Source organism: Thalassobacillus devorans MSP14 (assembly GCF_000496835.1).
In the GTDB taxonomy this organism is placed as follows: domain Bacteria; phylum Bacillota; class Bacilli; order Bacillales; family Halobacillaceae; genus Thalassobacillus; species Thalassobacillus devorans_B.
Genome location: NZ_KI543237.1, coordinates 185,521 through 209,352, shown reverse-complemented (window position 1 = coordinate 209,352; position 23,832 = coordinate 185,521). Strand labels below are relative to the sequence as shown.

Annotated in this window: 27 protein-coding genes; 25 read left to right on the top strand and 2 right to left on the bottom strand. The window is 43.9% G+C overall.

Annotated elements, in window-relative coordinates:
- Positions 1–347 precede the first annotated feature (347 nt).
- The 3 genes from P855_RS0111540 to P855_RS0111530 are packed head-to-tail and all read left to right on the top strand — an operon-like array spanning position 348 to position 1,971.
- The gene (locus P855_RS0111540) at positions 348–1,415 is read left to right on the top strand and encodes a DUF4097 family beta strand repeat-containing protein (protein ID WP_028783721.1); all 1,068 of its coding nucleotides are present in this window, start codon (positions 348–350) and stop codon (positions 1,413–1,415) included.
- Positions 1,416–1,432: 17 nt separating this feature from the next.
- Entirely contained in the window at positions 1,433–1,630 is a 198-nt protein-coding gene (locus P855_RS0111535) for a PspC domain-containing protein (RefSeq protein ID WP_028783720.1), read from the top strand.
- Positions 1,627–1,971 carry a phage holin family protein gene (locus tag P855_RS0111530; protein ID WP_028783719.1) on the top strand — a complete coding sequence of 115 codons (345 nt, stop codon included), beginning with the start codon at positions 1,627–1,629 and terminating at the stop codon, positions 1,969–1,971. Before P855_RS0111535 ends, P855_RS0111530 begins: the two co-directional genes overlap by 4 nt.
- 333 nt (positions 1,972–2,304) lie before the next feature.
- Here P855_RS0111530 and splB read toward each other — a convergent pair whose 3' ends face one another.
- A complete protein-coding gene (splB, locus tag P855_RS0111525; RefSeq protein WP_028783718.1) occupies positions 2,305–3,333 on the bottom strand; it encodes a spore photoproduct lyase in 1,029 nt (342 codons plus the stop codon).
- Positions 3,327–3,584 carry a transcriptional regulator SplA domain-containing protein gene (locus P855_RS0111520; RefSeq protein WP_028783717.1) on the bottom strand — a complete coding sequence of 86 codons (258 nt, stop codon included), beginning with the start codon at positions 3,582–3,584 and terminating at the stop codon, positions 3,327–3,329. The genes splB and P855_RS0111520 overlap by 7 nt, the downstream gene beginning before the upstream one ends.
- 179 nt (positions 3,585–3,763) lie before the next feature.
- On the opposite strand from P855_RS0111520, the gene hprK reads away from it, so the two are divergent.
- From hprK to P855_RS0111410, 22 genes are all read left to right on the top strand, one after another.
- Positions 3,764–4,699 (top strand): HPr(Ser) kinase/phosphatase, encoded by a 936-nt coding sequence (gene hprK, locus P855_RS0111515; protein ID WP_028783716.1) that lies wholly within the window; start codon positions 3,764–3,766, stop codon positions 4,697–4,699.
- Positions 4,700–4,711: 12 nt separating this feature from the next.
- On the top strand, positions 4,712–5,539 hold the full coding sequence (lgt, locus tag P855_RS0111510) for a prolipoprotein diacylglyceryl transferase (RefSeq protein WP_028783715.1): 828 nt from the start codon (positions 4,712–4,714) through the stop codon (positions 5,537–5,539).
- A gap of 16 nt (positions 5,540–5,555) precedes the next feature.
- The gene (locus P855_RS0111505; RefSeq protein WP_028783714.1) at positions 5,556–6,512 is read left to right on the top strand and encodes a nucleoside recognition domain-containing protein; all 957 of its coding nucleotides are present in this window, start codon (positions 5,556–5,558) and stop codon (positions 6,510–6,512) included.
- Entirely contained in the window at positions 6,487–7,125 is a 639-nt protein-coding gene (ppaX, locus tag P855_RS0111500; RefSeq protein WP_028783713.1) for a pyrophosphatase PpaX, read from the top strand. The genes P855_RS0111505 and ppaX overlap by 26 nt, the downstream gene beginning before the upstream one ends.
- A gap of 4 nt (positions 7,126–7,129) precedes the next feature.
- A complete protein-coding gene (locus P855_RS0111495) occupies positions 7,130–7,678 on the top strand; it encodes an acyltransferase (protein ID WP_028783712.1) in 549 nt (182 codons plus the stop codon).
- Positions 7,671–8,213, top strand: coding sequence for a glycerol-3-phosphate responsive antiterminator (locus tag P855_RS0111490; protein ID WP_028783711.1), 543 nt, complete (start codon positions 7,671–7,673; stop codon positions 8,211–8,213). The genes P855_RS0111495 and P855_RS0111490 overlap by 8 nt, the downstream gene beginning before the upstream one ends.
- Before the next feature lie 266 nt (positions 8,214–8,479).
- Positions 8,480–10,153, top strand: coding sequence for a glycerol-3-phosphate dehydrogenase/oxidase (locus P855_RS0111485; protein ID WP_028783710.1), 1,674 nt, complete (start codon positions 8,480–8,482; stop codon positions 10,151–10,153).
- Between the two features lie 296 nt (positions 10,154–10,449).
- Entirely contained in the window at positions 10,450–11,631 is a 1,182-nt protein-coding gene (locus P855_RS0111480) for an ATP phosphoribosyltransferase regulatory subunit (protein WP_028783709.1), read from the top strand.
- A complete protein-coding gene (gene hisG, locus P855_RS0111475) occupies positions 11,624–12,262 on the top strand; it encodes an ATP phosphoribosyltransferase (protein ID WP_028783708.1) in 639 nt (212 codons plus the stop codon). The genes P855_RS0111480 and hisG overlap by 8 nt, the downstream gene beginning before the upstream one ends.
- On the top strand, positions 12,259–13,530 hold the full coding sequence (gene hisD / locus P855_RS0111470; RefSeq protein WP_028783707.1) for a histidinol dehydrogenase: 1,272 nt from the start codon (positions 12,259–12,261) through the stop codon (positions 13,528–13,530). The genes hisG and hisD overlap by 4 nt, the downstream gene beginning before the upstream one ends.
- Positions 13,530–14,123, top strand: coding sequence for an imidazoleglycerol-phosphate dehydratase HisB (hisB, locus tag P855_RS0111465; RefSeq protein ID WP_028783706.1), 594 nt, complete (start codon positions 13,530–13,532; stop codon positions 14,121–14,123). Before hisD ends, hisB begins: the two co-directional genes overlap by 1 nt.
- A gap of 2 nt (positions 14,124–14,125) precedes the next feature.
- Positions 14,126–14,773 (top strand): imidazole glycerol phosphate synthase subunit HisH, encoded by a 648-nt coding sequence (gene hisH / locus P855_RS0111460; RefSeq protein ID WP_028783705.1) that lies wholly within the window; start codon positions 14,126–14,128, stop codon positions 14,771–14,773.
- Positions 14,770–15,498: a 1-(5-phosphoribosyl)-5-[(5-phosphoribosylamino)methylideneamino]imidazole-4-carboxamide isomerase gene (hisA, locus tag P855_RS0111455; protein ID WP_028783704.1), complete on the top strand. Its 729-nt coding sequence runs from the start codon at positions 14,770–14,772 to the stop codon at positions 15,496–15,498. The genes hisH and hisA overlap by 4 nt, the downstream gene beginning before the upstream one ends.
- Complete coding sequence (hisF, locus tag P855_RS0111450; protein WP_028783703.1) at positions 15,499–16,257, top strand: imidazole glycerol phosphate synthase subunit HisF; 759 nt, start codon at positions 15,499–15,501, stop codon at positions 16,255–16,257.
- Positions 16,254–16,880 carry a bifunctional phosphoribosyl-AMP cyclohydrolase/phosphoribosyl-ATP diphosphatase HisIE gene (gene hisIE / locus P855_RS0111445; RefSeq protein WP_028783702.1) on the top strand — a complete coding sequence of 209 codons (627 nt, stop codon included), beginning with the start codon at positions 16,254–16,256 and terminating at the stop codon, positions 16,878–16,880. Before hisF ends, hisIE begins: the two co-directional genes overlap by 4 nt.
- A gap of 103 nt (positions 16,881–16,983) precedes the next feature.
- Positions 16,984–17,994, top strand: a complete 1,011-nt coding sequence (locus P855_RS0111440) for a tetratricopeptide repeat protein (protein WP_051353187.1) — start codon at positions 16,984–16,986, stop codon at positions 17,992–17,994.
- Positions 17,995–18,127: 133 nt separating this feature from the next.
- Positions 18,128–19,078 carry a thioredoxin-disulfide reductase gene (gene trxB, locus P855_RS0111435; RefSeq protein ID WP_037986015.1) on the top strand — a complete coding sequence of 317 codons (951 nt, stop codon included), beginning with the start codon at positions 18,128–18,130 and terminating at the stop codon, positions 19,076–19,078.
- A gap of 835 nt (positions 19,079–19,913) precedes the next feature.
- Positions 19,914–20,381, top strand: a complete 468-nt coding sequence (locus P855_RS0111430) for an NUDIX domain-containing protein (RefSeq protein WP_028783699.1) — start codon at positions 19,914–19,916, stop codon at positions 20,379–20,381.
- 47 nt (positions 20,382–20,428) lie between these two features.
- Positions 20,429–21,319 (top strand): RNase adapter RapZ, encoded by an 891-nt coding sequence (gene rapZ, locus P855_RS0111425; protein WP_028783698.1) that lies wholly within the window; start codon positions 20,429–20,431, stop codon positions 21,317–21,319.
- A gap of 1 nt (position 21,320) precedes the next feature.
- Positions 21,321–22,274, top strand: coding sequence for a gluconeogenesis factor YvcK family protein (locus tag P855_RS0111420; protein ID WP_028783697.1), 954 nt, complete (start codon positions 21,321–21,323; stop codon positions 22,272–22,274).
- Between the two features lie 33 nt (positions 22,275–22,307).
- A complete protein-coding gene (gene whiA, locus P855_RS0111415) occupies positions 22,308–23,273 on the top strand; it encodes a DNA-binding protein WhiA (RefSeq protein WP_028783696.1) in 966 nt (321 codons plus the stop codon).
- 154 nt (positions 23,274–23,427) lie between these two features.
- Positions 23,428–23,682 (top strand): HPr family phosphocarrier protein, encoded by a 255-nt coding sequence (locus tag P855_RS0111410; protein ID WP_028783695.1) that lies wholly within the window; start codon positions 23,428–23,430, stop codon positions 23,680–23,682.
- Positions 23,683–23,832 lie beyond the last annotated feature (150 nt).

Genomic DNA, 23,832 nt, shown 5'->3' with positions numbered 1-23,832 from the left:
AAAGGTCCGTTTAATACAAAACTGGCTGGATGGGAAGGGAAACGGCGAGACTCCCGCGGGAGAAGGGGCTAGGCGAGATCCCACAGGGCTTTAGCCCGAGGAAGCTTGCCAGGTCCCCCGCAGGAAAGCGAGTTGTTTCCCGAACCATTCCCCATTCCGCTCATGGTAACGGACCCAACCATCTCGAAACTGAGTCTTCAGCAATTGGGAGCTTTACTATAACATCAACACTGAAATTTAATAGTGCTTTTTTTGTACATCATTTTAGGGAATTAACATAAAATCAGAGATGAATTAGCGTATAATTGGAGGTAAGAAAGAGAGGTATAAGAAAGGGGAGAGTATAGATGGAAGAGGAACGTTTACGGATACTTAAAATGATCGAAAAAGGTACAATTTCTGCTGAAGAAGGATCCAAACTTCTGGATGCCTTAACTGCACCTGAAAAACAGTCCAATACTGTTTCTAAGCAGGTAGACTGGGACAGCAGCAGTAAGCAGTCTGAGAAACAGAAACCTGATAAAAAGAAAAAGAATTTCATGAACTATGTGGAACAGGCGATTCTAAAAATAAAAAATGCTGATTTAGATTTTAATTTTGGTGATTATGTAGAAGTCTCTCATATTTATCAAAATGTCGGAGATGCTTACAATTCAATGGATATTTCGGTTACCAATGGCTCGCTGACATTAAAATCGTGGAAGGAATCAGCGACAAGGGTTGAATGTGAAGCCAAGGTCTATCAAGCTGAAGACCATGCAGCGGCTAAGCAACAATTGCTGGATAAAGTAAACTTCCTGGTAGCCGATGAAAAACTCTCCCTTGTCCTCGATGAGAAAAAAATTAAAGCTGATTTTACACTTTATGTTCCGGAACAAATCTACGAAAAGGTTCATGCTAAGCTGTTCAATGGATCAATTTCCTTTGAGCATATGGAACTTAATGAATTGGAGCTCAAAACTTCCAACGGATCGATTCATTTAAATCGGATAAAAGCCGGGATGGGGGATATCGAAACATCGAATGGCACCCTTCATGTTAAAGGGAGTGCTTTTGATGAGCTGGAAGCTGACACGATCAACGGGTCGGTGAAGCTGAGCGGCGATTTTGGCAAGCTAGATGCATCTACAGTGACTGGCAGTGTCACGTGTGAATACTTCGGGGAAAAAGCCCATACCGGTTTTTTCCAGACGACAACCGGTAGTATTAAAGTTCATTTACCACATGATGTGAAAGTTGATGGCAAACTGCAAACTAATATGGGCAGTTTAAAGTGTAATCTGGATCATGCCAAAATTTATAAAGAGAAGAAAGAAGTCGTACGCAAAGAGTTGTTATTTGTGATTAATGAGCAGAAAGAAAAGGAATATCATTTAGAGGCAGAGACCAAAACAGGTTCGGTTACAGTGGAATAAGAAGGAGGTCAGGAAGGATGGAAGGGAAATTAACAAGGTCAAAATCCAATCGAATGCTCGCAGGGGTGTTGGGTGGATTATCAGAATATTTTAAGATAGACGTTACACTGCTTCGGATTGTTTTTGTCGTGTTGACCATCCCTGTTTCTCCTTTGATTCTCGTCTACCTTGCGGCCATATTTATCATGCCGAATGAAAGGAGAATGGATTCATGAAAAACTGGTTGCTCCATATAATCTTAAATGCTATAGCGATCTTTGTTGTTGCTGCATTATTTCAAGCGGTCCATATCGATGGTGCAGGCGGCGCATTGCTGGCTGCATTTATATTATCCATCTTAAATGCGATTGTCCGGCCGGTTTTGGTGATTTTAACACTGCCGATTACCATTTTGACTCTTGGCTTTTTCTTATTTATCGTGAACGCTATAACTTTATTGTTGACCGATGCGATTCTCGGCACCATGTTCGAGATCGACGGTTTTTTCATGGCGATTCTCGCTGCAATCGTCATTTCCCTGCTTAACTTGATTCTGAATTCTTTTGTTAAAAAATGATTAAAAGTTCAGAGGTCCGTACAAAAATGGAGTATAAAATCACAGGATTTTATACTCCATTTTTTGTTGTCTAGGAAATCATAAAATTTTTCTTTTTGTGGGTAACTTAGGTTGTGGGTGTCATCCAGCTCCTACCCCCCTCGAGGTCTTAAGACTATCCTCTCTGTGATTAGAAAAACTTGGCTTATCGCCAAAGGTGTATGGCGAAAGCCTTAGTTTTACTTATACTTTAAACCTTTATTAAACTTGATTTGACTAAAAGTACAAAGAACGTCACGGCGAGGCTTGTCTTAAGCTTGTCGGGGGTGAGCAAGGCGCTTGCGCTTTTGTTCTTTAAGTGAAATATTCAAATTTGCCTTCAGGAAGATATTTTTCAATGTATTCTGTAAGCGTATCTTTCATATCCTGCTGTTCTTCTTTTTTATACACGTATTTCCCAATACCATATTTCCCCCATTTATATTGTCGTTTAGATTCATCCATCTCCAGTTTGGTCATGGGGTAGTTCTTTTGTATCGTCTTTTTAGCAGGTTGCGTAAAGCGATGCTGGATGAGTTCGAAGGTAAGGTCCTTTTTGGCGAAGGCAGGCAATTTGGCCTCCAGCTTTTCAAATAATTCACGGTAGCCTTCTTTCCAATCGTCATACAAATAAATGGGTGCAATAATGAAGCCTAGAGGGTAGCCGGCGTTTGCTACTTTTACGGCGGCTTCAATCCGTTCATCCAGCCTGGAGGTTCCGGGCTCCAGGAACTTAATGACATAGTCAGCATTCATACTGAAGCGGAAGCGCGTCTTACCGTTATGCTTAGCATCTAATAAATGATCGACGTGGGCGAATTTAGTTACAAAACGAAGCTTTCCATATTCAGACTCTCCGAAAAATTCAATCGCCCTTTTTAGTGAGTGGGTTAAATGATCGACTCCTACGATATCGGAAGTACAGGAGGCTTCAAACCTTGTCGGTTCCGGAGCTCGCTCTTCCATATACTTGTTTGCTGATTCAAACACTTCTTCTACATTAACGTAAGTACGGATGTATGGCTTGCTGCCCATCGTTGTCTGAAGATAACAATAGTGACAGTGCCCCATACATCCGGTTGCTAATGGAATGGCATATTCAGCCGATGGTTTGGAAGTGTCGAACTTTAAGGTTTTTCTTACTCCTACGACAAGGGTGGATTTGGCCACGCGGTATTGCTGAAAGTGATTGTCTCCTGGGAGATTTCTGACATGGTTATGGGAGGTGGTTTCTCTTATTTCGATTCCCATATTCTCGAACTTTTCCTGAAGCTCTCTTCCAAGAGGGTATTCCAATGCTCTTGGCTCGATATAAACAAGTTGTGGTATGAATGGTTTCACCACTGGAGGTCACTCCCGCCAAAATGATCAGCATATGCCTGTTCCGCTTCAGCTTCCGTACGATATACAGCTATTTCCTCCGTCAGTGGATAATAGGTTTCGTATAAAAAGAGAGCAAGCTGTTCCGGTTCTTCCGGATCATGAACCACGGCTGCTTCCTGAATATTCGCTACGTTTTGTGTATGTGGATTGCGATAGATGACATAAACAATTTCACCTGCACCCAGCGTTTGCTGCGGATTATAAATTTCCATTAAGTTACACCAGCCTTTTCCGTCTTTTTTTCATTATCCCTCCCAGGACCTCTATTATGAATGATTACTCATGGTAAAATATTACGCCATCCTTAAATAACTTGTTTTTGTCCAAGTTATTTGGAAAAAATGCTACAATAAGGTACAGTGATTGAGATGATATAAGAGGAGGCTACGATATGTCGAAAGTTCGCACCCAGGACCTATTAGACAGATTCGAACTAGAATTGGTGACGGGCGAGGACGGCGTCCATCGTGAAATACATACGAGTGATATCTCCAGGCCGGGGGTCGAGATGACCGGTTATTTCAAGTTTTACCCTAAGGACCGGCTGCAGTTGCTTGGAAAAACGGAATTATCCTATTTCAATGAACTGAATACAGAAGAACGTAAAGACCGTACAGATAAGCTTTGTACGGATGTAACACCGGGGATTGTGATAACCAGGGGAATGGATATTCCCCCTGAATTGATTGAATCAGCACGTGAAGCTGGTGTGCCACTAATGCGTTCCCCTTATAAGACGACAAGGGTCATCAGCAGGCTGACTAATTTTCTTGAGACGAAGTTTGCGCCATTCACAGCTATCCACGGTGTCCTGGTTGATATTTACGGTATCGGTGTGCTGATTACCGGTCAAAGCGGGGTGGGTAAAAGTGAGACTGCGCTTGAGCTGGTAAAACGCGGGCATCGCCTTGTGGCTGACGACAGTGTAGAAATACGCCAGGAAGATTTTGATACATTGATTGGAAACAGCCCGCCGCTGATCGAACACCTGCTGGAAATTCGAGGACTGGGTATCATCAATGTGATGACCTTATTTGGTGCTGGTGCAGTACGCAGTTATAAACGCATTACCTTGGTCATCAATCTGGAATTGTGGGATCCGAAAAAACAGTATGACCGATTGGGACTGGATGAAGAAACAATGAAAATAATGGATGTGGAATTACCGAAAGCGACTATTCCTGTACGCCCTGGACGGAATCTGGCTGTCATCATCGAAGTGGCAGCGATGAACTTCCGGTTAAAGCGGATGGGAGTCAATGCCGCAGAAGAATTTTCACAGCGTTTGACGAATGTCATTGATCGCGATAAGCATATGGAAGAGTAAGGAGGAGTTCTCGTGTCATGTAGCGCTGAAGCCCTGGACAGGGTGTTTTTACAGCTGGGACCTTTATCGATCTACTGGTATGGCGTCATTATAGCAGCTGGTGCGTATTTAGGTCTCTGGCTGGCTGTCCGGGAAACGGAGCGGCTGGGATTGAAAAAGGATTTGATGATCGACGCAGTCGTCATCGCTATCCCGGTTGCTATTATTTCTGCTAGAATCTATTATGTTATTTTTGAATGGGAACGTTATGCCGGAAGTTCATTATTGAACATACTTGCTATTTGGGAAGGCGGCATTGCCATACACGGTGCTTTAATAGGGTCTGTAATCACAGCAATCGTTTATGCCCGGGTGAAAAAAGTATCAGTATGGATGCTATTGGATATTGCAGCCCCAAGCATAATTCTGGGGCAAGCGATTGGGCGCTGGGGCAATTTCATGAACCAGGAAGCTCATGGAGGACCGGTATCGGAAAGTTTTTATAACAACTTCATGCAATACCTGCCTGATTTTATTACGAACCAAATGTGTATCGGGGGCACGATGTACCACCCGACATTTTTATACGAATCCACATGGAACATTCTCGGTTTCGTTCTATTGCTCGTGTTACGTCGTTATAACCCGCTTCGTGGTGAAGTATTCTTAAGCTATGTGATTTGGTATTCTGTAGGACGTTTCTTTATCGAAGGTCTACGTACAGATAGCCTTTACCTGGTGGGAGATATCCGGACAGCTCAGGCTATATCCATCGTACTCGTAATTGCCAGCGTTGCGGCAATCATTTATCGCCGCAAAACGAATATGGCAGATAAGCATTATAACGGAAAGAAAGTTTAAGTGAGGAGGAGGAAAAGTGACAGGCATCATCACGAGAGGTTTTAAACAAGGGGTATCTGTGTCATGGACGTTGGGAAAAGTGATTTTTCCTGTGACATTGATTGTCACTATCCTCCGGTTCACCCCGGCACTGCCATGGGCCATGGAAAAGATCGCTCCATACATGGCGTGGCTGGGATTGTCAGGAGAAGCGGCAGTGCCGCTTGTGCTTGGTAACTTTTTGAATTTATATGCTGGCATTGCAGCAATCCTTTCCTTTGATTTCACGGTCAAAGAAGTCTTCATTCTTGCTGTCATGATGTCTTTTTCCCACAATTTGCTGATTGAATCCACCGTTGCGTCCAGGGTGGGTGTCAGCTGGTGGTTCGTCATCGGCTTCCGTATAACTCTTGCACTTTTAGCTGCCGTGGTGATCAACCTGGTATGGAAGGGCGGCAGTGAATCAGCTGACTATGGACTTGCACCACAGCAGCAAACTGCTCCAGAGGGCTGGGCTGAAATCCTGTTTCAAGGGCTGCAGACAGCCTCTATGGGCATCTTGCAATTGATTCTTATCGTCCTGCCGTTGATGATTTTTATGCAGTATTTAAGAGAAAAAGGCTGGCTTGATATTTTTTCTGGATGGGTAGCACCGGCCACCAAATTTCTGGGAATGGAACGAAATACCTCTATGACATTGGTTGCAGGGCTGACCATTGGATTAGCTTACGGGGCAGGAATGATGATCCAGGCCGTGAAAGAAGACGGGGTATCTAAAAAAGATATGTACCTGGCAATGATATTTCTGGTAGCATGCCATGCAGTCGTGGAGGATACCTTAATCTTTCTCCCATTAGGTATCCCGGTTTGGCCGCTGCTTGTATTCCGCCTGGTTACAGCCGTCCTGTTGACAGCAGCAATAGGGTTTATATGGAACAGAGTAGAACAGAAAAGAGAGGAACACATACATGAGCATAAATACAATACTCTTTGATTTAGATGGGACGCTGATTGACACAAACGAATTAATCATCGCATCATTTTTGCATACGACAGAACAATATGGTGACAGGGCATATTCACGGGAAGAAATTATGAATTTCATTGGGCCGCCGCTTCGGGAGAGTCTGGCACAAGTCGATAAAAACCGTGTGGAAGAAATGATTGTCACTTATCGCGAACACAATATGAAGCATCATGATGAATTTGTGGAAGCATATCCAACGGTCGTCGAAACGATGGAAACCTTAAAGGATAAGGGCTACAAATTAGGCATTGTTACAACCAAAATGCGTCAGACTGTGGAAATGGGCCTTAAGCTGACAGGTTTAAAGGAATTTTTCCCTGTCGTCATTACGTTAGATGATGTGACCAATGCAAAACCCCATCCCGAACCGATTAACCAGGCATTGAGCGCTCTTGAATCGACCGCTTCAGAGGCCCTGATGGTTGGTGATAACACCCATGACATTCTTGCTGGACAAAATGCAGGAACCAAAACAGCGGGGGTTGCCTGGACGATCAAAGGAAAAGAAGTACTGGAAGCATTAGAACCGGATTATATGTTAGCTGAAATGCGTGAACTGATCGAAATCTTAGGGGGATGATCCCATGCGCAGGACTGAACGATACCGGATAGACCATGCTAATTCGCTGTGGCATATCTTTAAAACGGTACCATTTTGGAAGGTAGTGAAAAACTTCCTTGTCATCCAAATTGCCAGATACATTCCATTTCTCGGTATGAAAAACCGGCTCTACCGCATGTTCTTACGTATGGAAGTAGGAGAGCACACGGCTTTCGCGCTGATGGTCATGCCGGATGTCATGTTTCCGGAGAGAGTTTCAGTAGGAAAAAACAGCATCATAGGCTACAATACAACGATACTTGCTCATGAATATTTAATCAGGGAATACCGGCTGGGTGATGTCCGTATCGGTGATAAGGTCATGATAGGCGCTAATTCTACGATACTTCCAGGTGTGGAAATCGGTGACGGTGCTATTGTTTCAGCTGGCACACTGGTGCACAAGGATGTACCAGCCGGCTGTTTTGTGGGGGGAAACCCCATGCGGGTCATTTATACTGAAAAAGAGGTACAAGAGCGTATACAGAGTGACGAGTTTTTCATGGAGGAAAGGAGCCGGCAGAATGATTGAACAGAGAATTCTTCCGGCAGTCAAAAATATGAAGGACTTCGAGAAATTGCTGGAAAGCGACACCAATTATATCGTCTTATTAGATACGCGGATTGCTCTGTTGAAAAGTCTGGTTCGTTACAGTAAGAAAACAGGAAAAAAAGTGTTTGTTCACACGGACTTGATTCAGGGCCTTAAGACAGATGAATATGGTATGGAGTACCTGGGACAGGAGGTCAAACCGGACGGTGTCATCTCCACTCGGACAAGTGTGATCCAACAGGCTAAAAAGTATAAAATGACAGCTATCCAGCGGATGTTCCTGATTGATAGTCATGCAATCGATCACAATCTGAAACTTCTTCGGAAAACGAAACCTGATTATGTAGAACTTCTTCCCGGTATCCTGCCCGGGCAAATAACGGCAATTAAAGAAGCAATAGGGGTTCCCATCATTGCCGGCGGGTTAATACGCAATCATCAGGAAGTCGATCAGGCCATTGAAGCAGGAGCGACAGCTATATCTACTTCACGCAGCGATTTATGGCATTTCTGAAGCGGCTTATGCAGTAAACTTTTAGTATCACATATTAGTTGTATAATTGCTGTACCGTTGCTATAATAAAGATAAGTTAATAAGATTCGGTTGGAGAAACGGAGAGACCACACTTCTTTATAGAGTTATCTATAAAGTTAGTTCGTGGTCTCTTTTTTTGTTTATCCTTTTCTCTCGGTAATACATGAAATATTGGTTTTATGGGTAAAGGAAGTACAGGATGATTCCGACCGGATCCTACAGTATCGTCAGAAGGAGAGTGCAAAATGAATCAATTTTCAAGTTATAAACGTCAGGAAACACTATCAGCTATGGCCGAAGGACGGATGGATGTCTTAATCATCGGTGGAGGAATCACCGGCTCTGGTATTGCTCTTGATGCTGCCTCCCGTGGAATGAAGACAGCGGTAGTTGAAATGCAGGATTTTGCTGCAGGTACTTCAAGCAGGTCGACAAAATTGGTACATGGCGGCCTTCGATATCTGAAGCAGTTTGAGGTGAAGATGGTAGCAGAGGTCGGAAAAGAGCGTGAGATCGTGTATGAAAATGGTCCACATGTGACTACACCTGAATGGATGATGCTGCCGTTCCATAAAGGTGGAAACTTTGGTCCGTTCTCTACCAGCCTCGGTCTTCGGGTCTATGATTACCTTGCCGGGGTTAAAAAGAAAGAACGTCGGACGATGTTTTCACCAGAGGAAGCTATTGAACGGGAACCGTTGATTAAACGGGAAAACTTGAGAGGTGCTGGATTTTACGTCGAATATAAAACAGACGATGCCAGGTTGACGTTGGAAGTCATGAAAAAGGCTGTCGAGCATGGGGCATTGTCTGCCAATTACGCTAAAGTGGTTGATTTTCTATATAACAAGGAAGGCAAAATCGATGGAGCTGTTGTCGAGGATCAAACAGATGGGAAACACTATCATATTTACGCAAAAAAAGTAATTAATGCGGGCGGTCCCTGGGTGGATCGATTGCGTGAGATCGATGGATCGAAAAAAGGAAAAACCCTGCACTTAACAAAGGGAGTGCACCTTGTTTTTGATGGAGAGCGATTCCCGCTGAAACAGGCGATTTACTATGATACGCCAGATGGCCGGATGGTTTTCGCTATTCCGCGTGATGGTAAGACCTATGTGGGTACGACAGATACGGATTATGAAGGCGATATCGCTCACCCGACGATGACTGAAGCAGACCGGACTTACTTGATTGAGTCGATCAACTATATGTTCCCGACAGTCAATATTACAGTGGAGGATGTGGAATCCAGCTGGGCCGGCCTGCGCCCGCTGGTTCATGAAGAAGGCAAGGACCCTTCTGAAATTTCACGTAAGGATGAAGTTTTTATTTCTGATTCCGGTTTGATATCAATGGCTGGAGGAAAACTTACGGGATATCGCAAAATGGCACAAAACGTTATCGACCAGGTGCGCGATATGCTGATGGAAGAAGAAGGTATCCGCTATTCGGATTCCGAAACGAAGCACATGCCGATTTCAGGCGGAGATGTCGGCGGTTCCGAAGGATTTGAAAAGTTCCTGGTCGAAAAAACAAAGCAAGGGGTCAGCCTCGGCCTCTCCGAAGACGACGCAAGAGAACTTGCAGACTTATATGGCTCCAATACAGATACCGTCTTTGAGTATTATAAAACAGGAAAAGAAGCCGCTGAAAAAGCAGGTGTCGATCGGGTTGTCTTCGCCATGCTTCAATATGCATTGGCATACGAGCTTGCCTATCGACCAGTCGACTTTTTCGTCCGCCGTACAGGAGCCTTATTCTTTGCAATTGAATGGGTACACGCGCATAAATATGCTGTTATAGAGTATATGGCCAATGAATTGCAATGGACTGAAGCACAGAAAAAAGCTTATATCGAAGAATTAGAACAGCTTCTGAAAGAAGCTGTGGAGCCCACCGAAGCTGTGATGGCATAGTTTTTGTAAGACCTTAGGAAAGCAACTGGCTTTCCTAAGGTTTTTTTCAGGAGATTTGGATTTAAATTTATACTATAGTCAAAAAGATAGCTGAGCAGTTAAAATTTCCAAGCATATTTAAAATCGGCTAATCTAAGGGAAGAAATGAAGATAGAGATAATGACGTTGTTCTAAAATATTGCGAATGGGGAACATAATGATAAGCCGATTATGTTTGACGCTCTACCTTTATTACGTTATCATATTAGCAAGCTAAAGGATTGTTGGCATATTCTCATACAGAAAGGATGCACTCCATGGCAAAGCGATTAATGTTTGAAAAGCCACTGGGAATGCGGGACACGCTTCCCTTTTTTTATAACCAGAAGAAAAAAGCCCGGGAATTGCTGACGGAAGAGATCAGCAGGTTCGGTTATTTGTTTATGGACACCCCATTTCTTGAATATTACGAGACAGTCGGAGAAGCCAGCGCGACCTTGGATCAGCAATTATTCAAATTGCTCGATCAGCAAGGTCATTCGCTTGTTTTACGCCCGGATATGACGGCACCGATTGCACGGGTCGCAGCGTCCCAATTGAAAAATGCGGAATTTCCGCTGCGGCTGGCATATGACGGTCCGGTTTTCCGTGCTCAGCAGACAGAAGGAGGCAAGCCGGCGCAATTTGAGCAGGTCGGTACGGAACTGATCGGTGATCATTCTTCTTATGGTGATGCAGAAGTGATCGCCTTATTGATCCGTTCGTTGCAGCGCGCTGGTTTAGATGATTTTCAAATCACAATCGGCCACGTCGGATATGTCCGCTGCTTTTTTAAAGAAATTCTAGGAGACGACCCTGCTATTACAGAAGAATTAATGAGTTATTTATATCGGAAAAATCACGTGGGATACCAGGAAGCAGTAAAAGCACTGGCAGTTAGTGATGAGGCAAAAAGGTCTTTGATGGGATTGATGAAGCTTCGCGGAGAAGATGAAGTGTTCGATCAAAGTAAATCTCTCGCCCGCAATCAGGAATGTCTGCAGGCGATCAACGAATTGAAACAATTGTATAAGATGCTGAAGCAGTATGAGGTTGAGCAGTATGTCAGTTTCGACCTTAACTTGATCAGTCATATGGATTATTATACAGGCATTCTCTTTGAAGGATATGCTCCTAATCTGGGTTCACTGTTATGCAATGGAGGACGTTATGATAAATTGCTCCCTTCATTCCAGCTCAACGCATCTGCGACAGGTTTCGCAATCCGTCTCGAGCGCCTGGTAGAGGCACTGGCGGCACAGACCGAAAAAGAACAGCGCATTGGTATTCTGGTCGATGATGATACATTTTCAGATGGGTTAAAACAGGCGCAGGATCTGCGCTCAGAAGGAAAAAAGGTAATACTTCAGCATGTCGATCAAGTACCGGATCTGCAGCAATTCAAAGCAGATCTGGCTGAAGCGATCGATTTGACGACAGGAGGTGGTCGGGATGCGTAAGCCATTGACGATCGCCATGCCAAAAGGTCGGATTTTTGAAGAAGCGGCAGAATTGATGAAAAAAGCAGGGTATGATCTGCTAGGTGAACAGGAAGAATCAAGAAAACTGATCCTTGAATTTCCCGAACAGAATATACGGATCATGATGGCCAAGCCGATGGATGTCGTCACCTATGTTGAATATGGTACAGCCGATATCGGAATTGCAGGAAAAGATGTTTTATTAGAACAGGACAGGGATGTATATGAGGTGCTGGATCTTGGAATCAGCCCTTGCTATATTGCCGTAGCCGGACTGCCGGATCAGCCGCTTAGTAAAATCGCACCGAAAATAGCTACGAAGTATCCCAAAGTGGCATCTGACTACTTTAGGGAACAAGGGGAGCAGATTGAAATTATTCCTCTGAACGGTTCCATTGAAATAGCTCCGTTGATTGGTCTTGCTGACCGTATTGTGGATATCGTATCGACAGGAAGGACATTGAAGGAAAATGGACTCGTCGAATATGAAAAAATTGTCGGGATTACGTCACGAATGATCGTCAACCCGGTAAGTTACCGCTTGAAAAGTAAAGAAATCGATGAGATGGTCAATCAGCTGAGTGAAGTGGTAGGGGAGGACTTCGCATGAAAATTATAAAAAAAGATAAAGTTACCTCCTTCAAGCGCAGTGTCGATGCAGGTACAGAGGAACAAAGAGCCGCAGTCAAATCGATTATAGCCGATGTCAAACAACGAGGCGATGAAGCAATCCGTCACTATACTGAAAAATTTGATGGGGTTCAGTTAGACAGTCTGAAGGTAGACAAGGTTGAAATCAAACAGGCATACGAACAAATCGAAGCTGATTTGGTTACGATCTTAAAAGAAGCGGCTGAAAACATCCGAAGTTTTCATGCCAAACAAAAATCAACTTCCTGGTTTGACGCCCAGGCTGATGGGACGATTCTTGGCCAAAAGATCACTCCAATCGATGCTGCCGGTGTTTATGTGCCAGGGGGGACAGCGGCGTATCCATCTTCTGTATTCATGAATGTCATTCCCGCTCAGGTGGCGGGTGTGGAAAGAATTGCAATGACGACTCCTCCAGGACCAAATGGGGAGGTGCCGGCCGGCGTATTGGTAGCTGCTGATATCCTTGGTATCGATGAGATTTATAAAGTCGGAGGGGCCCAGGCAGTGGCAGGCCTTGCTTATGGCACGGAAACAATATCACCTGTCGATAAAATCGTGGGCCCAGGCAATGTATTCGTAGCCCTTGCCAAACGGGAAGTATTTGGTGATGTGGCTATCGATATGATTGCAGGTCCGAGTGAAATCGCGATTCTTGCCGATGAAACTGCTGAAGCAAATGAGGTAGCAGCTGACCTGCTTTCCCAGGCAGAACATGATGCCCGTTCGTCCAGCGTTCTGGTGACGACCAGTGACTCATTGGCCGAAGCAGTCCATACAGCCGTGGATCAGCAGCTCCAAACTTTGCCGCGGGAAGAAATTGCAAGAAGAAGCATAGAAGACTATGGAGCAATCATTACATGCGATACGATGGCCGAAGCAGAAGAAGTTATCAATCTGATCGCCCCTGAACACCTGGAAATAGTAACTGGTTCACCATTTGAACAGTTGGCCAAAATAAAACATGCCGGAGCAATATTCCTCGGTAAATATAGTAGTGAACCAATCGGTGATTACTTTGCCGGCCCGAATCATGTTTTACCCACAAACGGAACAGCCCGGTTTTCCAGTCCATTGAATGTCGATGATTTTGTAAAGAAATCCAGTGTGATATCTTATAGTAAGCAAGCCTGGCAGGATAACCATGAGAAAATTGCCCGTTTTGCCCGGCTGGAAGGGTTAGAAGCTCATGCACGAGCAGTCGAGGCACGGAAGGAGAACAAATGATGAGCAACAAACGTACCGCAGCAATTGAACGAAAAACAAGAGAAACGGACATCAGTCTGACTATCAGCCTGGACGGGACCGGTCAGCAAGAGCTCGATGTTCAGGTCCCATTTCTTTCTCATATGCTGGAATTGTTTTCTAAGCATGGGTTGTTTGATTTAGAGATCAGAGGGCATGGCGATACTGAGGTTGATGATCACCATACGACAGAGGATATCGGAATCTGTCTCGGCCAGGCTTTTCGTGAAGCAGTAGGCGATAAAGCCGGTATCAAACGTTATGGCTCGATGACTTTGCCAATGGACGAAACTCTGGTTACTGTAGCTGTCGATTTAAGCGATCGGCCGCATTTGGAATGGAAAGCGGAGATTCCTTCTGAAAAAATAGGGACATTCGATACGGAAAATGTTCACGAATTTTTCTGGAAATTTGCCCTGGAAGCCAGGATCAATTTACATATCATCGTCCATCATGGTCATAACAGCCATCACATTGTCGAGGCGATGTTCAAGGCGCTGGCCCGTGCATTAGATGAAGCGACACAAATTGATCCGAGAATACAAGGCGTACCAAGTACGAAAGGAAGTCTATGATTATGATTGGTATCATCGATTATGGTATGGGGAATCTATTCAGTGTTTCCAAAGCATTGGAGCGTTTGGGTGTTCCTTATAAGTTCGGAGAGCGTCCCGGGCAGATTGCAGACTGCGATGGTTATATCCTTCCTGGTGTCGGTGCTTTTCCTGATGCTGTCAAAGCGCTGCAAAAGCATGGATTTGTTGAATTCATTAAAGAAAAAGCATCTGAAGGCGTGCCGCTTTATGGTATCTGTCTTGGGATGCAGTTGTTATTTGAGGAAAGTGAAGAAAATCAATTGACGAAAGGACTTGGACTTCTCCCGGGCCGGATCGTGAGGTTTCCAGGTATCGATGAAGCTGGTCATTCCTATAAAGTCCCTCATATGGGCTGGAACCGGCTTGATATCAAGCAAAAGGATCATCCGCTGTTGGAAGGGATTGGCAATGATTACGTCTATTTCGTACATTCGTATTACGTTTATTCCAATGACAAATCCATATTATTAGCTACAGCTGATTATCAAGTGGAAGTACCTGGAATAGTCGGAAAAGGCTCGTTATATGCAAGCCAATTCCACCCGGAAAAAAGCAGCAAGGCAGGTATGCAGCTGTTAGAGAATTTTTGCAGGAAGGTAGTACCTGCTCAAGGAGGAGTACAAGCATGAGCTTTACAGTTTACCCGGCCATTGATATGCGTAATGGTAAATGTGTCCGCTTGGAACAAGGGGATTTTGATAGAGAAACGGTGTATGGAGAAAACCCGTTCGAGGTAGCGAAAAGCTTTGCAAAAGCTGGTGCGAGCTGGATTCATATGGTTGATCTTGATGGAGCTAAAGAAGGAAGCAGACAAAATGCAGAGCATGTGATACGGGTGGCTAAGGAACTATCCTGTTCTGTACAAATAGGCGGTGGTATCCGTACCGAAGCGGATGTCCGTTTTTACTTGGACCAGGGTGTCGATCGGGTAATTATTGGTTCACTGGCCATACGTGATTTAAAGTTGACAAAAGAACTGCTTGCCAAGCACAAGGACAAAATCGCTATCGGTCTTGACGCCCGCGATGGTTATGTGGCAACCGATGGATGGCTGGAGCGTTCAGAAGTAACTGCTGTTTCACTTGGGAAAGAGCTTGCAGATGCAGGAGCATCCACATTCATTTATACAGATATCGCGAAAGACGGGATGCTTTCCGGACCAAATACAAAAGAAATTGTCCGTCTGGCTGAAGAGACGAATACAAATGTTATTGCTTCAGGCGGTATCAAAGGGCTGGAGGACTTACGGGAGTTGAAAAAATATCAGTCCAGCCAGGTTGTTGGCTCGATCGTCGGGAAAGCTCTTTACACAAATCAATTCTCCCTCGAAGAAGCGCTGAAGGAGGAAGAATAGATGCTTGCGAAACGAATCATCCCTTGTCTTGATGTTAAAGAAGGAAGAGTTGTAAAAGGTATTCAGTTTGTAGAAATCCGTGATGCTGGTGATCCGGTTGAACTGGCGAAGGTATACGATGAACAAGGGGCGGACGAACTCGTATTTTTAGATATTTCCGCCAGTCATGAGGGACGTAAAACCATGATAGATGTGGTCCGCCAGGTTGCTTCCGAGTTAGCTATCCCCTTCACCGTGGGAGGGGGCATTGGTTCATTAGAGGACATCCGGGCGATACTTCGAGCTGGCGCCGATAAAGTGTCGCTCAATTCAGCTGCTGTCCGAAGGCCGGACTTAATCAAAGAAAGTTCGGATTATTTCGGAACCCAGTGCATCGTAGTTGCCATTGATGCCAGATTTGATGTCGAAGTGGATACATGGCGTGTTTATACACATGGAGGCCGTAAACCGACCGAATGGCTATTGGTAGATTGGGTCAAAGAGGCGGTTCGGCTGGGTGCCGGAGAAATTTTACTGACTTCCATGAACCAGGATGGAGAAAAGACAGGCTTTGATCTGCCAATGTTGAAGGCGGTCCAAAAAGTAGTCAATGTTCCGGTTATTGCTTCCGGAGGTGCAGGTTCTGCCGAACATTTTAATCAAGTCTTTCAGGAATCAGATGTAGATGCAGCATTAGCTGCGTCGATTTTTCATTATAAAGAGACATCCGTGCAGCGGGTGAAGGATTACCTTTCAGAAAAAGGAGTGGTTGTGCGATGAATATCGAAGAGATTGAATTTGACGATAAAGGCCTGGTTCCGGCAATTGTTCAGGATGTACGCAGTAAATCAGTGCTGACCCTTGCCTATATGAATAAAGAGTCACTGAAAAAAACATTGGAAATGGGAGAAACCGTATTTTACAGTCGATCCCGTGAGGAGTTATGGCATAAAGGAGAAACTTCGGGCAACACTCAGACAGTTACCAGTATCCATTATGACTGCGATCAGGATGCACTACTCGTGCAAGTAGTGCCGGATGGACCAGCTTGCCATAAAGGAGACTACAGTTGCTTTTCTGAATCATTGACCATTGAAGAAGCAGCTCCTAAAGAGAACCGGTATGAAATTCTCGACCGGCTGGTAACCTTACTTGCTGACAGAAAAGCCACCAGGCCGGAAGGATCGTATACAAGTAAGCTATTCCAGGAAGGTGTCGACAGGATTGCAAAGAAAATCGGTGAAGAAGCAGGAGAAGTGATTATTGCGGCCAAAAATGATGATCCTGAAGAACTTTCAATGGAGTCCGCAGACTTACTGTTTCACTTGTTAATTCTGCTTACGGACCGTAACGTCTCTATTGACCAGGTGCTTGGTGTCTTAGAGGAACGGCATAGTAAATAATTCAAGTGTCAAATTTACTGTTTTTGTCAAAAAAACCTCTATATCCCCAGAATCATCTGTGTTATACTGTCATACGTACTGAAACGGTGATAGGAGGATATGGATGCCTACTTCCAGGAATGCAGCCACAGAAAATTTGAATAAAAACGTGATTCCTTTTGTAGCAGACGGGGAGTTTTATTTTAGTTATGGTGTACAGGCGTTTCAAAAAAGAAATTTTGAGATGGCTGTCAAATGGCTGAAGAAAGCGATAGAAAAGTCCCCGCGTGAGCCACTCTACGCTTGTCAATTAGCCGTGGTCCACACAGAGCAAGGCTCCTATCATAAAGCGAACCAATTATTGACCGAGGTATTATCAGTGTTCGGCAAAGAATATGTGGATTGTTATTATTTGATAGCCAATAACTATGCGCACCTTGGATTATTCAAAGATGCTAAGAAATACGCGGAAACATATTTGGCGAAGACGCAGCAGGGAGATTTTAAAGAAGCTGCCGAGCAATTATTAGAATTGGTCACTTCCTTAGAAGAAGATGATGAGGACGAGTGGACGCTGGAAGATGAAGATGAATTGCTTATCTACCAGGAGACAGCTCTTCACCATATCCAGCATCAGGAATGGGAAGAAGCACTTGTCCTGCTGGAAGAAATGATGCAGATGTTTCCAGATTATACGGCAGCAAAGCATGAATATACCTACGCCTTATTTCATCATGGAGATGAAGAAGGGGCGATCGAATTAGAACTGCAATGGTTAGAGCAGAAGCCTGATAATCTGCACAGCCATGTCAATTTAGCAATATTTTATAAAGTACGTAATGATGCTCGTAGTGATGACCATATCCAGATGGTAAGAAAGATTTTCCCGATCCATGATCATCAAAAGCTTTATATTGCCCAGGCATTGACACGAACAGGCCATTACCATGAAGCATGCGAGCGTTTCCAATCGATCCGATCGAAGGATGTTAAGCGGACGAAAACCTTTTACAAATGGCACAGCATAGCATCCTATCATACCGGAAAACCTGCAAAGGCTCTGCATTTATGGGAAGAGGGATGTAAAAAGTATCCGGAATTGAGCGAGGAAGGTGGCCCCTGGAATGCTTCTTGAAGTGTTTCTGGGGAGATGACGTTCCGCATATACCCTGGTGAGCATATTAATAGACGCAGGAGACTCAATTTTATAGGATGATAGTATGAATACTGACAGTTCGAGTCAATGTATATTAGGGGGCTGAATAAAAATGGAAGAGCATATTTATGATGTAATCATCGCAGGTGCAGGACCGGCTGGTATGACAGCTGCCGTTTACACTTCACGTGCGAATTTAGATACGCTGATGATTGAGCGGGGAATCCCGGGCGGTCAGATGGCGAATACAGAAGATGTAGAGAACTATCCGGGCTATGAAAGTATCCTTGGGCCGGATCTTTCTAACAAAATGTTTGAACATGCGAAGAAATTTGGCGCTGAGTATGCCTATGGCGATATCAAAGAAATCATAGATGGAAAAGAATATAAAACCGTTGTAGCAGGCAATAAAGAATATAAAGCACGCGCTGTAATCATAGGAACTGGTGCTAAATATAAGGAAATCGGCGTACCCGGTGAAAAAGAACTGGGCGGACGCGGAGTATCCTATTGTGCTGTATGTGATGGTGCGTTTTTCCGCGATAAAGAGCTTGTCGTAATCGGCGGCGGGGACTCTGCTGTTGAAGAAGGTGTTTACCTCACTCGATTCGCAAGCAAAGTGACCATTGTGCACCGTCGTGATGAACTGAGGGCGCAGCCGATTTTGCAACAGCGTGCATTTGATAACGAAAAAGTGGAATTTGTGTGGGATACTGTGCTGAAATCCATCAATGAAAAGGATGGAAAAGTAGGAAGTGTCACGCTTTATAACAAAAAAACAGAAGAAGAGTACGAATTCGATACAGATGGGGTGTTCATCTATATCGGAATGATTCCTCTAAGCGAACCATTCGCCAGCCTTGGCATTACAAATGAGCAAGGATATATTCCAACCGATGATAATATGGAAACAAAGATTCCTGGAATTTTTGCAGCTGGAGATATCCGTGAAAAAACATTGCGGCAAATTGTAACTGCAACCGGCGATGGCAGTATCGCTGCTCAATCTGCACAGCATTATATCGAAAACTTGATGGAAGAATTGAAAGTTGCCAATAAATAAGCTGTAATGGTTGATGTGCAGGCGTGTATACAGGGTATTAAAAATAGTAATTGCATCTTAATTCTCCTGTAACACGCATGAAACAATTGTGGGGTACACTATTATTAATAATTGACCCCCTTTTAATAGATAGATCTATTAAGCACAGGTGCCTAGCCGCCTGTGCATTTTTTTGTGGTCATGCTAAACATCATTATTGAACTTCAGTTAAAGCTTTTCCTGAAGACTCAGTTTCGAGATTATAGGTAGCGATTATGGCGGCTGGGAAAACGGATCGCTTTCCGTGGGCATGTGGTGAGCTTCCTCAGGCTTCGCCTTGCGGGATCTCACCGCTCATGTTCATCCCACAGGAGTCTCACCGTTTTCCCGGCCGCCATATGATTGTAAGAATCTCGAAACACCTATCAAGAATGGTGTGCTTACGAAGCAGAAAATATGACCAATTCGGCATAGAGACAGGGTTTTTCTCAAATTCAGGTAAGGAAATTCAAAAGCGATTTCGATAATCTCATGTGGCAAGGGGCGTAGGGGAAGGTTGAGACTCCTGCGGGAAAGGATAGACTGGCAAGACCCCGCAGAGCTTTAGCTCGAGGAGGCTTGCCGGCTTCCCCGCGGAAAGCGAATCCTTCCCCAACGCCCCTAAACTCGACCAAACATCTCGAAATCAAGTCTTCCATAATCCGGCCATATTGTTGAAGAAAGATTATATGAAAAATCACCAGATACATGCAAAAGAATCTTTTGGTTTGTTAATAAAGCCTGCAGCATTGTGGGACGAATCCCATTCATTGTATAATAGTAGAAGATGTCCTCGAATAAGGATGAGGTGACGTAATTGCAACGAGTGACGAATTGTATTTTACACATAGACGATAAAATTTTAATGTTAAAAAAGCCGAGAAGAGGCTGGTATGTAGCCCCTGGCGGCAAGATGGAACCAGGAGAATCAATCAAAGATTCAGCTGTCAGAGAGTTCAAAGAAGAAACAGGACTATCCATTCAGAACCCTGAAATGAAAGGCTCTTTTACTTTTATCATCCGTGATGGGGAAGAAACAGTGCAAGAGTGGATGATGTTCACTTTTTATTGCAGAGACTATAGCGGATCGCTTTTAGAAGAAAGTGAAGAAGGAGAACTGGAATGGGTGTATATCGATGATGTATTGGGTAAGCCGATGGCGGAAGGTGATCGCCATATTTTCAAACATATCCTGACAACTGATGAGCAAGTTTACGGGACATTCGTGTATACCCCCGACTATCAGCTGCTAGACATTGATCTGGATCCGACTGAACCTGAATAACTTTCGTTAGATAGAAGATTGCTGCTTAATAAGGAGAGGGTTCTCATATGGCGAAAAAAGACCAGGAAACACAATTGGTAATCATCACAGGAATGTCAGGAGCTGGTAAGACGGTGGCAGTCCAAAGCTTTGAAGACTTAGGATTTTTTTGCGTCGATAATCTTCCTCCTGCCTTGCTGCCGAAGTTCCTTGAATTGATGAAAGATTCATCTAATAATATAGAAAATGTAGCGCTTGTCATGGACTTGAGAGGCCGGGAGTTTTTTGATGCGCTGTTTGAAGTCCTCGATAAGCTCGTGGATGAACCATGGCTTCAGGAGCATATTTTATTCTTAGATGCCCAGGATAAGGCACTTGTTTCCCGTTATAAAGAGACACGCCGCTCGCATCCATTGGCAAAAGACGGTTTGCCTCTGGATGGCATCAAACAAGAACGCCGGATGCTGGATGAGTTACGAGGAAGGGCGCAAACAATCATTGAAACAACAGATTTGAAGCCAAGAGAGTTACGGGAACAAATAATTCAGACCTATGCGAATACCCAAAAGAAACGGGAGATTTTCTCTGTTCAAATGGTATCGTTCGGTTTCAAATATGGTGTGCCGATCGATGCGGATCTGATATTCGATGTACGTTTCTTGCCTAATCCTCACTATGTTGAACATATGCAGCCGTTGACCGGACTGAATAGCGAAGTATCTTCTTATGTTTTTAAATGGTCTGATACCCAGAAGTTCCTGGAGAAATTGATTGATTTATTACAATTCATGCTGCCGCAGTATAAACGGGAAGGGAAAAGCCAGTTGATAATCGGAATCGGCTGTACTGGAGGACAACATCGTTCTGTCGCTATTGCCGAACATTTACGCAGGCATTTTTCCACGGACTACGTAACCCATGCCAGTCACCGTGATATTGATAAAAGAAAGGGCCATTGATATGACAAAAAAAGTATTGCCCAAAGTGGTCGTATTAGGAGGCGGGACTGGGATGCCAGTTCTGCTTCGTGGATTGAAAGATCTTCCTATCGACCTTTCTGCAATTGTAACGGTAGCTGATGATGGAGGAAGTTCGGGACGTTTGCGTAGTGAAATGTCTATTCCGGCACCAGGAGATATACGGAATGTCATTGCTGCTCTGTCTGATGCAGAGCCGATGCTGTTAGAATTGTTCCAGCACCGCTTTGAAAATGGGAATGGATTATCGGGACACTCCATGGGTAACCTATTGTTAGCCGCATTGACCTCGATGAAAGGGGATTTTTTCACGGGAATAAAAGAAATTTCCCGTGTCCTCAATGTGAAAGGGAAGATCTATCCGATTGCCAACCAGAATATGTATTTACATGCTGAAATGGAGGATGGAAAGTTAGTCTCCGGTGAATCAAACATCCCTAAACATCCGGGCAGGATCAAACGGGTATTTCTTGAGCCTGACCCGGTAAAGCCGCTACCTGAAGCGGTAGAAGAAATAGAAAGTGCGGATTTGGTTGTCATCGCACCCGGAAGCCTTTATACAAGCACGCTTCCAAATATAATTATTCCGGAGATTTCTAAAGCATTAAGAGAAACTTCCGGGAAAGTAACGTATGTATGTAATGTAATGACACAGCATGGGGAAACCGATGGTTACTCAGCAGGAGATCATGTTAAAGCGATATTGGATCATGTCGGCCAGGGTTGTGTCCATTCCATCATTGTACACAATCAACCGATTGAACATGATGTAAGAAAGATATATGCCGAAGAACAGGCCGAGCCGGTCGTGTACGATAATGAGAGAATTCGAAACATGAATTTGGAAGTTATTGAGGAAGATATCATCGATCATTCTAAAGCGATGTTGCGCCACGATACGAAAAAAATTGCGAACCTGCTCTACAGTATGCTGTAGAAAGCAAGGAGTTTTTGCAGGGAGGTGAACGTCGTGTCTTTTGCTTCGGAAATAAAAAAAGAATTAACCAATGCCCAGGCAGAGAAGCCGTGCTGCGTAGAGGCAGAGTTAGCAGCATTAATCCGCATGAATGGATCCGTTTCTTTGAATTCCAATAAGAGTTACGCTTTGGATGTGCAAACAGAAAACGCAGCCATCGCACGGCGAATTTATACATTGATCAAAAAGGTTTATCATTCGCCAGTGGAACTGCTTGTACGGAAAAAAATGCGACTGAAAAAGAATAATGTTTATATTGTCCGTATGAAAGAGGAAGTTAAAGTATTTTTAGAAAAACTCGAGATCATGAACGGTGGCCCTTTTTCATTTAATCGGTCGATTTCGGAAAGCCATAAGAAAGACATTTGCTGTAAACGCGCCTACTTACGTGGAGCGTTCTTAGCAGGCGGGTCTGTCAATAATCCGGAAACCTCTTCCTACCATCTGGAAATCTATAACTCTTACCAGGAACATAATGAAGCATTGTGCGAACTTATGAATGAGTTTGATTTACACGCCCGTACCCTTGAACGGAAAAAAGGTTTTATCACTTATATCAAAGAAGCCGAAAAGATCACTGAATTCCTGAGTAACATCGGGGCTCATCAGGCATTATTCAAGTTTGAAGATGTACGTATTGTTCGTGATATGAGAAATTCAGTCAATCGACTGGTCAATTGTGAAACAGCCAACTTGAACAAAACCATTGGAGCGGCATTCCGTCAGGTCGAAAACATCAAGCTTATTAAAAATACAGTAGGGATTGAAGCTTTACCAGAAAAGCTGCAGGAGGTCGCGATGCTGCGTCTGCTTCATCAGGATGTATCTTTGAAAGAGCTGGGAGAACTGGTTTCCACCGGAAAGATCAGTAAGTCTGGTGTCAATCACCGGTTGAGAAAAATTGATGAATTTGCAGAAAAGTTACGTAAAGGAGAAATACATCCAACTCCAAAGGGATGAAGATGATCACTTCTTAATTTAAATCCGTGTCATATGCAGTTGATTCATGCTATAATTAATGCAATTAAAAAACGCTTTCAACGAGGGCGTTTTTTCTATCACCAACTATGATAGCGCTTCCCCATCCAGAAGTATGAAAGAGAGGAGAATTCAGGTGGTTGAACGGTCATTGAAGATAGAATTGGATACTGGTCTGCAAGCAAGACCAGCAGCACAATTCGTACAATTAGCTAATCGTTTTTCATCAGATATATTTATTGAAAAGGACGGAAAAAGAGTCAATGCCAAAAGCATCATGGGATTGATGAGTCTTGCAATCGGAACTGAAGAAGAAGTCATTCTGATTATAGACGGCTCTGATGAAGAACCTGCTATGGAAGAATTGCAGGCTTTTGTCGTAAAGGTATAAATTACTTAGTCGTTCGTATGTGAATAAATGAACAATGATTGTGTTTAGAATCAGTAACAATAAATCTGAAAAGGCCAGAGACAAGACACTGTCTCTGGCCTTTTTTCGTGAATGTATAAAAATAATGTAAAAAACCCTGATCAGCTTGGA

Excerpts from the sequence above, each read along its gene's own strand:
- P855_RS0111540 (WP_028783721.1), top strand. The coding sequence starts at position 348 with ATGGAAGAGGAACGTTTACGGATACTTAAAATGATCGAAAAAGGTACA.
- P855_RS0111535 (WP_028783720.1), top strand. The coding sequence starts at position 1,433 with ATGGAAGGGAAATTAACAAGGTCAAAATCCAATCGAATGCTCGCAGGG.
- P855_RS0111530 (WP_028783719.1), top strand. The coding sequence starts at position 1,627 with ATGAAAAACTGGTTGCTCCATATAATCTTAAATGCTATAGCGATCTTT.
- P855_RS0111520 (WP_028783717.1), bottom strand. The coding sequence starts at position 3,584 with ATGGAAATTTATAATCCGCAGCAAACGCTGGGTGCAGGTGAAATTGTT.
- hprK (WP_028783716.1), top strand. The coding sequence starts at position 3,764 with ATGTCGAAAGTTCGCACCCAGGACCTATTAGACAGATTCGAACTAGAA.
- ppaX (WP_028783713.1), top strand. The coding sequence starts at position 6,487 with ATGAGCATAAATACAATACTCTTTGATTTAGATGGGACGCTGATTGAC.
- P855_RS0111495 (WP_028783712.1), top strand. The coding sequence starts at position 7,130 with ATGCGCAGGACTGAACGATACCGGATAGACCATGCTAATTCGCTGTGG.
- P855_RS0111490 (WP_028783711.1), top strand. The coding sequence starts at position 7,671 with ATGATTGAACAGAGAATTCTTCCGGCAGTCAAAAATATGAAGGACTTC.
- P855_RS0111485 (WP_028783710.1), top strand. The coding sequence starts at position 8,480 with ATGAATCAATTTTCAAGTTATAAACGTCAGGAAACACTATCAGCTATG.
- P855_RS0111480 (WP_028783709.1), top strand. The coding sequence starts at position 10,450 with ATGGCAAAGCGATTAATGTTTGAAAAGCCACTGGGAATGCGGGACACG.
- hisG (WP_028783708.1), top strand. The coding sequence starts at position 11,624 with ATGCGTAAGCCATTGACGATCGCCATGCCAAAAGGTCGGATTTTTGAA.
- hisD (WP_028783707.1), top strand. The coding sequence starts at position 12,259 with ATGAAAATTATAAAAAAAGATAAAGTTACCTCCTTCAAGCGCAGTGTC.
- hisB (WP_028783706.1), top strand. The coding sequence starts at position 13,530 with ATGAGCAACAAACGTACCGCAGCAATTGAACGAAAAACAAGAGAAACG.
- hisH (WP_028783705.1), top strand. The coding sequence starts at position 14,126 with ATGATTGGTATCATCGATTATGGTATGGGGAATCTATTCAGTGTTTCC.
- hisA (WP_028783704.1), top strand. The coding sequence starts at position 14,770 with ATGAGCTTTACAGTTTACCCGGCCATTGATATGCGTAATGGTAAATGT.
- hisF (WP_028783703.1), top strand. The coding sequence starts at position 15,499 with ATGCTTGCGAAACGAATCATCCCTTGTCTTGATGTTAAAGAAGGAAGA.
- hisIE (WP_028783702.1), top strand. The coding sequence starts at position 16,254 with ATGAATATCGAAGAGATTGAATTTGACGATAAAGGCCTGGTTCCGGCA.
- P855_RS0111440 (WP_051353187.1), top strand. The coding sequence starts at position 16,984 with ATGCCTACTTCCAGGAATGCAGCCACAGAAAATTTGAATAAAAACGTG.
- trxB (WP_037986015.1), top strand. The coding sequence starts at position 18,128 with ATGGAAGAGCATATTTATGATGTAATCATCGCAGGTGCAGGACCGGCT.
- rapZ (WP_028783698.1), top strand. The coding sequence starts at position 20,429 with ATGGCGAAAAAAGACCAGGAAACACAATTGGTAATCATCACAGGAATG.
- P855_RS0111420 (WP_028783697.1), top strand. The coding sequence starts at position 21,321 with ATGACAAAAAAAGTATTGCCCAAAGTGGTCGTATTAGGAGGCGGGACT.